Raw genomic sequence first — 14,639 nt, 5'->3', positions numbered from 1 at the left:
CTGCTTCTATTGAAGATTATTCGTTTGAGCTCGGGAGGTCGTGCCATTTTGGAATGTTCATGTTCTAAGGTAGTATTGTAAATAGATTTTTCATTTATTGAAACTCTAATGTGTAAATGAAAGAGGAATTTCCAGTTAATCTGCCGATAGCATATATTATAAACTGATATTCAATGTTTTAGATAAAAATAATGAAATTAACTGAATACTCGAAACCTGGAGATGTTTTTTTTAAAAATCATCTGTTTTAAAAAATATAAATAGCCTATCAAAATCATCTTCGCTCTTTCTCTCAACAAAACTCATAACTCACAACTCCAACTCACGACTCTCCCCTCTCAACTCTCAACTCTCCCTTATTTTTCCCATTACGTAAAAGTCACAATATTTACCGCCATGATACATGGCCTGGCGTAGGGTTCCTTCTATCTCAAAGCCCAATTTTTTGTATATATGGATTGCCGGTAAATTTTCTGAATTTACATGAAGTTGTATCCGGTTCAAATTTAGGGTATGAAAAGCATAGTCAACCATGAGTCGCGTAGCTTCTGTCCCGAATCCCTTGGAACGGCTGGCCTTATGATGAATTGCAATATAAAACACCGCAGCGCGGCTGACAAAATCAATGCGGACGAGGCCGGTTTGTCCAATCTTTTGTCCGGACTCTTTCTCCATGATCATAAACATGAAAATGTCAGGTGAAGATATCATTTCCCGAACTTTTTTTTCAGCACTTTCTTGGGTTAAGGGTTTATAGAGAAACAGGGCATACCTCACATCCGGATCATTCTCCATTATCCGGATAAATTCAGCATCTTCTTCTTCCATGGGTGTCAGTATAACTTTCTCACCTTCCAGAAAAATATCTCTCATATTTCACCATCCTGATCATGTAACAATTCTATTCATACGATCTCTTAATGCATGAAATGTATGACGATGAAATCAAAAAAAACAGACATTCTGCAAAGCCAGGAATACAAGAATCGATGATTAAAGGCGATCTACATTCTCCGTTTCTTTTACACATTTCGGAAGGATCTGCATATAAGCATTTGGCCTTGGAAGATTATCTGTTTTCCCATCAAATCCCGGCATTTCTTTTTTATATCAACGATCCTGTGGTCATAATAGGAAAACATCAAAACCCGTGGATAGAAACGGATCCTTTGAGATATTCTTTTGCCAGGCGCCGGTCCGGTGGCGGAAGTGTGTATCACGACACAGGGAATGTGAACTATTCATTCATCATGCCAAGAAAGCTTTATCACCGGGATAAGATATTTTCATCCATTTGTCTTGCATTTGAAAAAATGGATATGAAAATAAAGATCACATCAACATGGGCGCTTACAGCAGCTGGAAAAAAATTCTCCGGATCTGCTTTTCGCCAGAGCAACCGGATGGTGCTTCATCATGGGACCCTGCTTGTCCATTCAGATCTGGATCAGATGAAAACGTCCCTCACATCCCCCTACACTGTAACAGATCTTAAAAGCACACGTTCAAATCCTGCTGAGGTCATTAATTTACAGCAATTGAATCCGGCCTTAACAACGCCAATGTTGATCGAAACGCTGATAAACGAGTTTAAGAATCACTTTCATTTTGCTGAATCCAATCTTGTATTGCCCATCCTCAATTCAGCAGAATTAGTAAATCTAATAGAATTCCACCAAAGCACAACGTGGCGCTTTGGAGATTGGATGTCACTAAATACAGATTATGTCACTAATCCTTATTACAGGGAGGATATTCATGAAAAAGCAGGAATTTCTGAATAAGCTGGATGATATGATTTCCAAAGTTAAAACGGGAGTGCTAACGACCGTGGATGAGAACAACAGACCTCATACGCGTTGGATGAGTCCTATCGTTTTACGAAAAAGGCCGGGGTTTATTTTCACGGTTACATCCAAAACATTCACCAAAAAACACGAGATTGAAGAAAATCCACACACTGAGTGGATGATTCAGAGTCGAGATCTTCGGGAAATTATGAATGTACAAGGTGAAACTACGATTATTGAAAATGCATCGCTTCGTTCCGAACTCCTTGAAGAAATATCGGACCGGTTGGATGTGTTTTGGAAATTATGTGACAATGAAGAAGATATGGTGGTTCTTGAAACAGCCATCGATGAAATTTCCTATTACAAACCCATGGACTGTTTAAAAGAAAAAGCGACCTTTTAAAGGGTTATTTGGAGGAATCCATGACATCAGATAAAACAAAAAAGCAGGAAACAGCCAAGAAAACCCCTGATTTGAAACACATGCTCGGGCAAATGCTTCTTATCCGTCGATTTGAAGAGAGGGCAGCCCAGGCGTATGGACTTCGCAAGATCGGAGGATTTCTTCATCTATATATCGGCCAGGAAGCGGTAGCTGTGGGAAGTATAGCACATTTAGATCTGAAAAGAGATTATGTATATACCGCTTACCGGGATCATGGACATGCCATTGCCTGTGGAATGGATATCAAAGGACTCATGGCAGAGCTTTACGGAAAAGAGAGTGGGTGTTCCCGGGGTAAGGGTGGTTCCATGCACTTTTTCGACAAGGAAAAACATTTCATGGGAGGTAATGGTATCGTTGGTGCCCATATCCCACTGGCAGCAGGGACTGCTATGAAAATAAAATTCAATAAGGAAAATGGAGTAGTCCTTTGTTTTTTCGGTGATGGAGCGATACATCAGGGTTCGTTTCATGAAACCCTGAATCTGGCAAAAATCTGGAATCTGCCGGTTGTGTTTATATGTGAGAACAACCAGTATGGTATGGGAACTGATTTCCGACGCGTCAGTTCGGTGGACGATTTTTCCATCATGGGACAATCTTATGGCATACCCGGAAAACAAGTGAACGGCATGGATGTCCAGGAAGTACACAGAGAAGTAGGTGAAGCAGTTTACAGGGCTAAAGAAGAAGGAACCCCCACCCTGCTGGAAATCAAAACGTATCGGTACAAAGGGCACTCCATGAGTGATCCGGCAAAATACAGGACAAAGGAAGAACTGGAAGAATATAAAAACCAGGATCCGATTCTCATTTTAAAAGACCATCTATTAAAAGAAAAAAAACTGACTGAAGATGAATTTCAAAAGATGGATAAAAAAATCAAGGATCAGGTGAAGGCTGCTGCAGATTTTGCAGAAAAGAGTCCTGAACCGTCTTTGGAATTATTATACGAGGATGTCCTCGTCTGAGGGAGGTAATATGGCAGTTATTACATACAGAGAAGCATTACGCCAGGCTTTGGAAGAAGAAATGCATCGGGATAAAAATGTCATCCTTCTCGGAGAGGAAGTGGCACAATATAACGGTGCATACAAAGTATCAAAGGGGCTTTTGGATGAATTTGGAGAAGAAAGGGTGATTGATACACCCATCACAGAGGAAGGTTTTACAGGGGTGGCCATCGGCGCTGCCATGGCGGGAATGCGTCCCGTGGTCGAGTGGATGACCTTCAATTTTTCCATTCAGGCCATGGATCAGGTGTTCAACAATGCTGCCAAAATGCTGTACATGTCCGGTGGACAGTTTAATATCCCCATTGTATTTCGCGGACCCAATGGCCCGGCGGAATATCTGGCATCCCAACACTCACAGGCTTTGGCTTCGATCTATGCCCATTTTCCGGGATTAAAAGTTGTGGCCCCGGCAACTCCTTATGATGCCAAAGGACTCCTGAAATCGGCAATCCGGGATGACAATCCTGTCGTTTTCATGGAAGCGGAGCTGATATATGCCTGGGAAGGAGATGTCCCGGAAGAGGAATATTTGATTGAGATTGGTAAAGCCGATCTTAAAAAAGAGGGGGATGATGTTTCGATCATCACTTTTGGAAAACCCCTTCAAATCGTTACAGAAGCTGCAGATGTCCTGGAAAAAAAAGGAATCCACGCAGATATTTTGGATTTACGTTCCCTTCGCCCTCTGGACGAAGAAGCTATTCTCAAAACAGTGAAAAAAACAAACCGGGCTGTGATTGTGGATGAATCCTGGCCGGTAGCCGGTATGGCATCACACATTGGGTGGATCATCTCACATAAAGCTTTTGATTTTCTGGATGCTCCGGTTGAGTTGGTGACTTCCGAGGATGTCCCCATGCCGTACAACCACACCCTTGAGTTGGCTGCTCAACCATCGGTGGATAAGATTGTTCAGGCAGTTCAAAAAGTGATGTATATCAGGGAGGCTTAAATGGCTGATAAATTACTCATGATTGCCCTCTCCCCTACAATGGAGAAAGGGACTATTCATACATGGCATGTCAAAGAGGGAGATGCCTTTTCTACAGGAGATATCCTTTGCGATGTGGAAACGGATAAAACCACCATGGAATATGAATCTCCGGAAGATGCAATCCTATTAAAAATTCTGGTGAATGAAGGCGGACAGGCATCGGTTGGGGATCCTATTGCTATTTTTGGCGAAGAAGGTGAGGATATCTCCCCTTTGTTGGATGAAATTAAAAAAGAAAAATCATCCAAACCGGATACAAATAGAGAAGAGAAAGAAAAAGAGCCGGCTTCAGAAAAGAAAACGGATCCAGATATTGAAGAAGAAAGTCCTGAGTCACAAAAAACCACACAACCTGAAGCGACAACACGAATCAAAGCATCTCCCCTGGCACGGAAAATTGCTGAGGAGAGAGGTCTCAATCTTTCGCAAATTAGAGGCAGTGGACCGCAAAACCGGATAGTGAAGCGGGATGTGGAGAATTATAAACCTCAGGAAAAATCTGCTATAACGCATGCACCCTCCTCAGAAAATTCAGATCAACGGATTCCCTTAAGTGAGAAACGGCAGATCATTGCCAAGCGTCTTTCCGAATCAAAATACTCTGCTCCCCATTTTTATTTAAGGGTCCAGGTGGATATGACCCGGTTGATGGAAGCACGAAAACGCTATCACGAAACTCATCCTGATGCTAAAACATCCCTGAATGCCTGGCTTATCAAACTTTCGTCGGAAGCGTTGAAAAAACATCCCGAAGTGAATTCCGGGTGGGATACGGATGCTCTTATCCGTTTTGGAAATGTGCATATCGGGCTGGCAGTGGCTCAGGAAGACGGGCTGATTACACCAGTGGTAAAATCTGTCGAATATAAAAAAATTGCTCAGGTGGATCATGAACTTCAAGGACTTATCGAGAAAGCAAAGAACAATAAACTTTCTCCGGAAGAGTACACGGGAGCCACTTTCACAATCAGCAACCTGGGGGCCTGGGGTATTGAAGAATTCACAGCTATCATCAATCCTCCGGGATCGGCAATTCTCGCTTTAGGTGCCATAGAAAAAAAGCCTGTTGTCATCAACGATGAGATTATCATCCGGCCGATGATGTCCATGACCCTATCCTGTGATCACAGGGTCATTGACGGCGCTACTGGGGCTGATTTTATGAAGACCCTGAAAGCCTACATTGACGATCCGGCCCTGGCTTTAACCTAAAGCTTGATCCAAATAGTAAAGAAATCTAATTTCACATACAAATTGAGGATAGACTATGACTGATTACAATTATGATCTTCTGATTATCGGTGCCGGTCCAGGTGGTTACGTTTCGGCCATCCGGGCATCTCAACTGGGACTGAAAACGGCAGTTATCGAGAAAGATAATCCCGGTGGTGTGTGTTTGAACTGGGGATGCATTCCTTCAAAGTCACTCATCTCCCAGGCTCAGAAATTTTCATATCTGAAAGATCTGGAAAACATGGGTGTCTCCATTGATACCGGAAATCTGGATTATGAAAAAGTCTACAAGAAATCACGTCTGGCTGCTACCAAACTGTCTAAAGGTGTGGAGTTTCTACTCAAAAAGAATGCCATTGAACTGATAAAAGGGACAGCCAAAATAAGCGGTCAACATCAAGTATCTGTTGATGAAAAAGAATATACAGCCAAAAATATCCTGATTGCCACAGGTTCTCGACCTAAAGTAATCCCCGGTTTGGAATTTGATGAAGAAGGGATACTCTCATCAACAGGTGCCTTAAGTCTGAAATCATTGCCGAAAAGTATACTCATTGTGGGTGCCGGCGCCATCGGTGTGGAATTCGCCTATATTTTAAGCTCATTTGGCGTCCAGGTCTATCTGGTAGAAATGTTGGAGTCAATCCTGCCTCAGGAAGATAAGGATGTATCAGATATCCTTCTGAAGGCGTTTAAAAAGAGTAAAGTCAAAGTTTACACATCCACCAAAGCCTCTGTTTCAGATAGAAAAAAAAATATTTACAAAGTGAAGCTTGAGCATCAAGATGGTAAAGCTGAAGAGCTTGAAGTAGAAAAAATTCTGGTGGCTGTAGGCAGAACGCCTAATTCGGATCATTTGGGGCTGGAGGAAATAGGTATAAAAACCGACAAGGGTTTCATTGAAACCGGTGATTACTATGAGACATCAGTCCCGGGTATTTATGCCATTGGTGATGTGATTAACACTCCCCTTTTGGCTCATGTAGCTTCCAAGGAGGGAGAAATTGCCGTAGAGCACATGACAGGGAAAGGGCATGAAAAACGGGTGGATTCTACACTTATTCCCGGAGCTGTCTATACTGAACCTCAGGTTGCCAGTTTTGGATATACGGAAGCAAAAGCAAAAGAAGCAGGACTACCTGTCAAAATATTTGTCTTTCCCTTCAGAGGTGCGGGAAAGGCTGTAGCTGTCGAGGAATCCGAAGGACTCGTGAAACTAGTCTGTCATGAAAAGACTCATGAAATTTTAGGTGCCCATATTGCCGGAAAAGATGCCACAGAATTGATACATGAAATTCTCCTGGCCCGAAAAGCCGAACTCCTTCCGGAAGATATTGCTACGATGATTCATGCCCATCCTACATTATCGGAGGCTGTGATGGAAGCGGCGAGGGGGATTCTTGGTGAAGCAATACACATTTGAAATGATGAATGATGAATGATGAATGATGAATGATGAATTGAATGATGAATGAAGAATTGAATGATGAATGATGAATTTGGTGTGTTTGTGATTTATGGTGTGAAGAATTAGAGAGATTTTTTGATGGATAGATTTATTGATCGAAGGATTTTAATAATTTCTTCACATTCGATTATTAATATTTGAAGTTTTTGTGAAGAACCATTTGCTTCGTTTAGTAATTTCAACCAATACTGAGTTTCGTTTGCTTCCTTGAGGGCTATCATCATTTTATTGCTAAAATCCCTTTTTGATACAGCACTTTGCGCTTCACTGATATTTGCACCTATTGATGTTCCCGATCGTAAAAGTTGATTTGATATGATATATTCTTTTTGATTTTCTTTTAATTCATTTACATAATCCATAATTCCAACAGAAAAATGAAAAGTTTTATCTGCAATGATGTTCTTCTTCATGATAAATTATAATAAAAGGAAAAGGAAAAAACAAGATAATATAATATACAATATATTATACAATCAACATCATTCATCATTCTTAATTCAATTCATCATTCTTAATTCTTAATTCTTAATTAAAAAAAAAGGGCGTTTTACCGCCCTTTTTTTTTTCTATCCTGTTTAATCGAGGATTATTTCAGGATTGTCATCTTATGAGCCTTCTGATAGTCATTGACCTTTACACGGTAGATATAGATACCGCTGGCCAGGTTGCCGATATGGAAATTGAAATCATGGTAACCGGCATCCAGTTCGCCAGTGTAGATTTCTTTAACCATACGACCTGAGATATCATACAGGACCAGTTTCACCATTCCGGCTTCCGGCAGCGCCAGCGGAATGGTAGTTGTGGGATTGAATGGGTTCGGATAGTTATGACCCAGTTCATATACATCGGGAATGAGGTTATCCACAATACCGACATATACTTCGTTGTTATACCAGTAGGTCACGACATTATTCGCGGAATCACCGACAGTATAAACACGGTTGGGTCCACCACCCGGAAACTCAGACGTATCCCAGCTTCCGTTGATACGGAATTTGAACTCATGGGTTGAGAACTGTTTCAATGGAATGACTGCCGTATAGATTGTATCGGCATTGGGATCTTTCATCTCGGTACCTTCCCAATTGTTGAAAGACCCTGCTACGTCCACGAAATCATTCTCAATACTAAAATCACCGGCTTCTGCATATTTCTTCATGTTAACATTGAAGGAAACATCAATAAGCCGACGTTCCATGAATTCATCCACGTAGAGTGTGACATCCGCATCTTCACTGCATCTCATGTGAATGGCTTCGATCTGGACGGTCTTTCCTTCGACCTCACCGTTACCGGTAATCCAGCCTTCAGCTTCATCATTGAGCAGGTCAAATGTAACGATCTGCCAATCATTTTCAGAGAGGGTGACCGTTTGCCATGGACCCTGTTCATATCCTGTATCCTTAATGGAGAGACGGATATCAACATTGGCATTGGTTCCCTTGACCATAAGCATGAGTTTGGCATCTGCCCGGGCTGTGTATGTTAACTGATGATACAGCCTTAAATACCAACCACCTTCCTTATCAGGATCATCGAGCAGTGTTAGTTTACCGGATTTTTCACCTCTGAAGGCAGCTTCATCGGAGACTGCGAACGTGGATGTTGTCAAAAGACCAGATGTAGATCCTGAGCCAGTTGGCGCCCAGAAGGATCCTGTATTGGCCTCAAAAGTTTCAATGATATGTTCCGTATCTTCAGGATGGTTTTCACTGAAGGGAATCAGAACTTCATTTGCATCTGTTGTATCGCTGATTGTCATGGGTTCTGCAGCTTCATCAGCCACAGCGGCTACACCATCATAAGCCAGAGATACAAAATGATCTTCGGCCAGAGAGGCATTCAGCATAATAGCGTTGGGAGCTATTGAATCCATGGTTGCAGGATCGATTGCTGTTCCGGTATCCCAGTCAATCAACGTGTAGTTCGCAATGTCCATAACAATAGGCATATTGAATTCAGCGTAGTAGGCAGGAACGCCATCTACAAGGACCACATCGGCAAATTCAACTTCCGGCGGTGCCTTGAATTCAAATGTCACGGTTACAGTATCACTGATCGTTGCATTGCCAAGCAGATCAACGGCTTGTACGTACACATCATAGGTTCCGTTCATATCCCAGGGTCTGTCCTCAGGAATAGGCAGATAATAGAGTGTATCTTCTGTAACCATTGCTTCTTCCGGACCATCGGGTGAAATCATGATTTCATAGGTCACAGTGTCACCTGCATCGGTATCCGTTGCTTCGGTCCAGTTGAAGAACAATGTTTTAACGGTCTTGCCTTCAATGGTCACATCCACAAATGCCGGATCATCCAGAGATGAGATTGTATCCCCATCGACAGGATTCAGGACAAAGAAGGGAGCCGGAGCCTGGTTGTCAATGAAGTCTTCTCTGTAACGTGGCATAATCTGTGGTACTTTGTACTCGCCAACCACCCCGATCAGATCCAGAGGCCATTGATTGGGTTCCGGTGAACCATCGATATTCCCGTCTTTATCGATACGCAAAGCAAATTCATTACTGTCCGCATCCATCAGGGTAATCGTGGCATCACTTCCTTCTTCAGGCCAGGCAAAACCGGCGGTTGTATCCACATCTTCCACTTTAACCAGCATTCCCTGATACTGACGACTGTCCAGATCGGGTACCGTAATGAGTATGGGTTCTACAGGATTGTTTTCACTGAGAACAACATAATTCTCATTTGTACTTTGAATCTGAACCAGCCCGTTATAGGTGGAACGTTCACCAATCACCAAGATTTCATCGCCTTCCTTGACGATACCGTCATTGATAAAATCCCAGTCATAAAGTGAGAGTCCGGCATTGTCATCCTGAATAAAAATCGGAGCACCAAGGGATGCACAATTCACAACACCCTTTGTGGCTGCCATTTGTCCATCCGGAATGGCTTTGGCTTCGGCAATCGTGGAGATCTGATCCAGTTCAGGAATGAAATCATTCGTGAATGTATAAGAATCCACATAGACCGTATCGGCTCCACTACCGCCTTGACCGGCAATAAAGAGCGTTCCGGATGTATTCACAGCATAACCGATAACGGTAAATGTTGTAAAACCATCATCAGACACACAAGAGGTCTGATATACCTGGTCTCCACCGAGTCCATCAACACCGAAATAGAGGTATTGATTGTCATACTGACTGAAAGAACCGATGGTTTTCACCGTGGCCGTGGCTTTAAAGAAGGTATTGGCTTCAGCTTCCACATCACGGCGGGCATCAAAGGTCCAACCACCATCTCTCAGGAACAGCGTACTGTCCACAAAAGCCCTGCTGGTCCAACCGCTGTTATCGGAGCGCCAGTTGGCAATATCCGAATCATCATTGAATTCTTCGGCAATATCATACTGGCCTGGTACAACCGGTGCATTCTTGACAGTATAATAAGCGATTCCATTGTTGCTGACCATATGAGCAACGTGCAAATCACCTTCAGTGGCTTCATACATATAGACGGCAGCAGTTGCATTCAGATTTGCATTCCAGGTACCTGTTAATGCACCACTTCCATACAGGTACGGATCATTAACAACTGAAACATCCCAAACCTGGGCCTGATCAGATGTTCCGTCTACATTTCCGCCAGCCAGAGCTACCAGTTTTTCGCCTGTTGAGAGTTCAAGATAATCAATATGATGATATGCTGAAGATACAACTGCCGAAGACAGGGTTCCAAGGACAGTACCGCTGGAAGTGATCAGCGAAGCTTCTTCGCCTGATCCATTCACCCAGAGATTACCATCCGGTGTTGGAGCGATACCACCGTCAGCAGAACCGGCAGCAACAGTAATTGGTGTTCCGAGCGTATAACTAATGCCATCAGTCGTTGTAAATACTTCAATGGCTGTATTTCCTGCACCACTGGCATAAATAACCGTATTTTCAGCAGATCCTTTGATTCCAAAAGAATCACCGGTCCGATTTGTCATAGCACCTTGATAAGCGACAGTCGGCGCAGATGTTTCGTCTGCCCAGCGATAGATTTTGAAATCACCGCCACTAGCCAGGTTACACGCGTAAATAATACCCGTTGTATCCACAGCAACATTGGTCAAGACAATACCATAATAACCATCGGTTACACCGGTCATGTCCAATTTACCCAATGAATCACCGGTAGCCGGATCCATAATGTAAATGTTGGCTCCGCCAGTTCTACTTGGAACATAGATTTTTGATCCATCGGGTGCCATGGCCATACCGCGAGTATTGTTATCATTGGCAAAGAATGAATATGCATCAACTCCGATTTCCCACCGGGTTTTCAGAGTGATGGGATCGGGGGCAACCCATACACGGGATCCCAGATAGCGGAATGTATCCTGAGGATAGACAATCCACTCGGAATCATCGGCATTGGTCCCTGCAGAACTTGCCCAGTCCGGATTTCCGTTCGTCACTGTTTCTTTACGGACCAGAGTATGGTTTGCCGTGGCACTTGTCACACCGGCCACATCCCAACCTGAACCGGGATCTGCACCCCAGTCTCCGATAATGTCCAGAATGACGTAACTGTCTTCTGTTCCGTATACTAGGGCAAATCCATCATCACCATTACTGAGATACAGGTGAGTCATATCAGCTTGGTCCAGAATCTCTGGAACTGCTGAAGGATGTGCAATGATATAGACATCTCCGGGAGCAATTGTGGCACCTTCAGGGAAGGTATTCCAATAATCATGTTCACCCGGTGTATCTGCACCATTATTGGTATTTGGAAATGCAAAATTATCCAAATAGACCGTTTCGTCACTATTATTGTAGATTTCCAGAGCCTTGTTATTGCTGCTTCCCTCAATATATTCCGAGAAGTAAACAGCAGGGGGTACAAATTCAATGGCGACCGCCAATGCGGGATCGGATGTACCCATGTTTCCAACATAAATTTCATCGTATCCGTCACCATCCAGATCGTCAGCATACTGGAGGGGCATAATACCGTCAAAATGTTCGTTGGTAATGGGTTCAGCCGCGACCCAGTTCGTGGAGTCGGTGGGATCGCCACCTTTAAATTCCCAGTTATAAATGGTGGATCCGCCATTGGTAGAATAGTAATTCATATGACCATTACCATCCAGATCACCAAAAGACTGCCCAAATCCACCGGTGGAACCCATCAATCCGATGGGGTGGACATTTGCCGTGGTCAAAGCGGATAAATCAGTCCCTTCAGGACAGGTCACAACATTAAAAGCACCTGCATCATAGAGGGACACATAGACTTCATCACGACCGTCCTGATCCAGATCGGCAACCCGGAAATCATAAAACGCAAAATCGTCCCGGAGATCCAGATCGGTCTGCACATAGGCATGAGGCGTATAAGTATCCGGACCATCTGCTTCTACAATAAACAGGGCACCGTGATCCCAGATGGAAAAGAGGGCTTCCAAATTTCCATCGCCATCCATATCGCCCACTACGGGACCATAGGCTGATCCGCCAAATGGCAATGTTTCACTTGATTTTCCATGTTGAAATTCAATTGTCCATACAGCATCACCGGCTGCAAAGGTACCTGAAGTAATGGAACCAATGTAAACATTGTCAAATGTACTCAGTCCATTATTTCCGACAAGTATTTCCTGGACTCCATCCTGGTCAACATCTGAAATATACATGCTTTCGGATAACCAGCGGTTTCCAGTAATATCATCTACCTGAATGTGAAAGCCATCCAGTAAAGAATCACCTGTGGCATCCCATTCGTAAACCCAAATACCTGCTGTGGAAGCGTCGGAAGAGTTGATATTGATAATAAGTTCAGCTGAACCATTACCATCAAGATCTCCCCATTTGGCGTCTCGAAGTGTCCCTGCACCCAGGCCAAAGGCATCCGATTCGCCAATAAGTTCCACGGTATTATCCGCAATTACATCATAGACGTATGCTTTACCACCGCCACCGTCATAGGTCGCCAAAATGACTTCCAATATGCCGTTGCCGTTGATGTCGCTTCCGACCCATAAATCGCGGACCTGGGATCCTGCATTATCACCAATGGTAAAACCATCATCAATGGATACTGCAAAATCCGCGTCCTGCGTTGGATTCGGAAGAAGCAACACGTCTCCTTCTAAGTTAGCTTGTGCCGCATATCCTACTACGGCAAAAGCCAACAAGAGAAATAGCACTTTTCTCATGAGACTTCTCCTTCTTCTTTGGATTGTTTATGGATTATACTTATCAAATATGAGCCATCGTGAAAGTCCTGAATGAAATCAACATCTTCACCCGACATGGCTGCACTTTCTCCTGATGAGAATATTGTATGTTTATTATTCACGTGTTCAATAATAACTCTTATGAAATTCAAATTCAAGGAATAAGATATTAAGTTTTTCGTTTCTCTTTCTTTGCAGCAGGGAATAAAATGTTATTTAATATAAGTCTGTATCCGGGATCATTTTTATACAGGTCCAGATTTGTCGGCGGATCCCCCACAAAATGGCGGTAATCTGCAGGATCGTGGCCTCCCAAATAGGTGAAGGTCCCCTTGCCTGCATTCCCATGGATGTATTTCACCCGCTTTGTTTCCGGTGTGTCCCCCATCACAAGGACATGCTTCTTTATCAGCTCCCGGTTAAAATTACTGGTCTGCCCCATAAATCCCCGGATGAGGGATTCATGATTCTGGGTGAGCATTGCGGGGACAGGATCCCATTTAGCAGAAAATTCAAAAAGGGAGAAATAATCTGTATTCATATCAATGGCATACGGATCATATCCCGGTGGGATGTCAATGTTTGAGAATTCATAAATGTTCGGATCTGTGATGATGGAAAAATTTTCAAATGCAAAGGTATAGTCAAAATCCATTTTTTCTTCAAAATTTTCATCAATCCCATCTCCATCAAAGACTGACGGAACGATGTCCGTACGGTGTGCTGCAAGGGCAATCTCATAACTGTCCGTTGCCGCACACATGGCAAATAAAAAACCACCGTCCAAAACATAACTGCGAATCTTTTCAGCGACAGCCAGTTTCAACTCTGATACTTTGGAAAAACCCAGGTCTGCCGCTATACGTTCCTGGGTCCGGACTTCCTGAATATACCAGGCAGCATTTTTGTATGAGCGATAAAATTTTCCGTATTGACCCGTAAAATCCTCGTGATGGAGATGCAGCCAGTCATAATCAGCCAACCGCCCCTGCAATATTTCCGAATCATACAGTTTATCATATGGTATTTCCGCATAGGTAAGAGCCAGAGTCACGGCATCATCCCAGGGCATGGTGTTGGGGGGCGTATAGACAGCAATTTTCGGCGCCACCTCCAGTTTGACGATATCCATGTTTTCGTTTTCTATCTCCTCTTCCATGCGCTGGTTTTGACTTTCATTTAAAATTTCATAGCGAACACCCCTGATGACACACACTTCCCGGATGGAGGAAATATCATCTGTCCTGAAAGAACCTCCCCGATAATTGAGCAACCAATCCCCCTCCCAACCCTGTTCCAAAACCCAATACATGATACCGTATGCTTTTAAATGGTTTGCTTGAGTCTCATCCATTGGAATCAGCAAAACAGAAGCCTGCAGAAAGTTGATCCAAAACAGCCCTAAAGCAAGAAGCACAATTATTTTTTTTATCATTAGTCTCATATCATTTTATTCAATTTTTAAAATGTACTAAATTCTGTAACGAATAA

At 43.2% G+C, this 14,639-nt stretch carries 10 protein-coding genes; 6 read left to right on the top strand and 4 right to left on the bottom strand.

What is annotated here, in order from left to right; translation table 11 throughout:
• Positions 1-345: 345 nt before the first annotated feature.
• Positions 346-873, bottom strand: coding sequence for a GNAT family N-acetyltransferase (locus strainIA91_RS05720; RefSeq protein ID WP_400168159.1), 528 nt, complete (start codon positions 871-873; stop codon positions 346-348).
• A 47-nt stretch (positions 874-920) separates the two neighbouring features.
• Here strainIA91_RS05720 and strainIA91_RS05715 point away from each other — a divergent pair, with 47 nt between their 5' ends.
• From strainIA91_RS05715 to lpdA, 6 genes are read left to right on the top strand one after another with little or no spacing between them, the layout of a single operon-like run.
• A complete protein-coding gene (locus strainIA91_RS05715) occupies positions 921-1,784 on the top strand; it encodes a biotin/lipoate A/B protein ligase family protein (protein WP_400168158.1) in 864 nt (287 codons plus the stop codon).
• Complete coding sequence (locus strainIA91_RS05710; RefSeq protein ID WP_400168157.1) at positions 1,759-2,196, top strand: pyridoxamine 5'-phosphate oxidase family protein; 438 nt, start codon at positions 1,759-1,761, stop codon at positions 2,194-2,196. The genes strainIA91_RS05715 and strainIA91_RS05710 overlap by 26 nt, the downstream gene beginning before the upstream one ends.
• A 20-nt stretch (positions 2,197-2,216) precedes the next feature.
• Complete coding sequence (pdhA, locus tag strainIA91_RS05705; protein WP_400168156.1) at positions 2,217-3,209, top strand: pyruvate dehydrogenase (acetyl-transferring) E1 component subunit alpha; 993 nt, start codon at positions 2,217-2,219, stop codon at positions 3,207-3,209.
• Positions 3,210-3,219: 10 nt separating this feature from the next.
• Positions 3,220-4,206 carry a pyruvate dehydrogenase complex E1 component subunit beta gene (locus tag strainIA91_RS05700; protein WP_400168155.1) on the top strand — a complete coding sequence of 329 codons (987 nt, stop codon included), beginning with the start codon at positions 3,220-3,222 and terminating at the stop codon, positions 4,204-4,206.
• Positions 4,207-5,460 carry a pyruvate dehydrogenase complex dihydrolipoamide acetyltransferase gene (locus tag strainIA91_RS05695; protein WP_400168154.1) on the top strand — a complete coding sequence of 418 codons (1,254 nt, stop codon included), beginning with the start codon at positions 4,207-4,209 and terminating at the stop codon, positions 5,458-5,460. It begins immediately after the preceding gene.
• Positions 5,461-5,515: 55 nt separating this feature from the next.
• Positions 5,516-6,904 carry a dihydrolipoyl dehydrogenase gene (gene lpdA, locus strainIA91_RS05690; protein WP_400168153.1) on the top strand — a complete coding sequence of 463 codons (1,389 nt, stop codon included), beginning with the start codon at positions 5,516-5,518 and terminating at the stop codon, positions 6,902-6,904.
• 107 nt (positions 6,905-7,011) lie between these two features.
• Here the strand turns inward: lpdA and strainIA91_RS05685 are convergent, their stop codons facing one another.
• From strainIA91_RS05685 to strainIA91_RS05675, 3 genes are all read right to left on the bottom strand, one after another.
• Positions 7,012-7,362, bottom strand: a complete 351-nt coding sequence (locus tag strainIA91_RS05685; protein WP_400168152.1) for a four helix bundle protein — start codon at positions 7,360-7,362, stop codon at positions 7,012-7,014.
• 176 nt (positions 7,363-7,538) lie between these two features.
• Positions 7,539-13,127 carry a lamin tail domain-containing protein gene (locus strainIA91_RS05680; RefSeq protein WP_400168151.1) on the bottom strand — a complete coding sequence of 1,863 codons (5,589 nt, stop codon included), beginning with the start codon at positions 13,125-13,127 and terminating at the stop codon, positions 7,539-7,541.
• A 190-nt stretch (positions 13,128-13,317) separates the two neighbouring features.
• Positions 13,318-14,583 carry an asparagine synthetase B gene (locus tag strainIA91_RS05675; RefSeq protein WP_400168150.1) on the bottom strand — a complete coding sequence of 422 codons (1,266 nt, stop codon included), beginning with the start codon at positions 14,581-14,583 and terminating at the stop codon, positions 13,318-13,320.
• Positions 14,584-14,639 lie beyond the last annotated feature (56 nt).

The organism is Candidatus Neomarinimicrobiota bacterium (assembly GCA_041154365.1).
In the GTDB taxonomy this organism is placed as follows: domain Bacteria; phylum Fidelibacterota; class Fidelibacteria; order Fidelibacterales; family Fidelibacteraceae; genus Fidelibacter; species Fidelibacter multiformis.
Note: the sequence above shows the minus strand (reverse complement) of the source record. Positions and strands in the feature narration are given on the sequence as shown.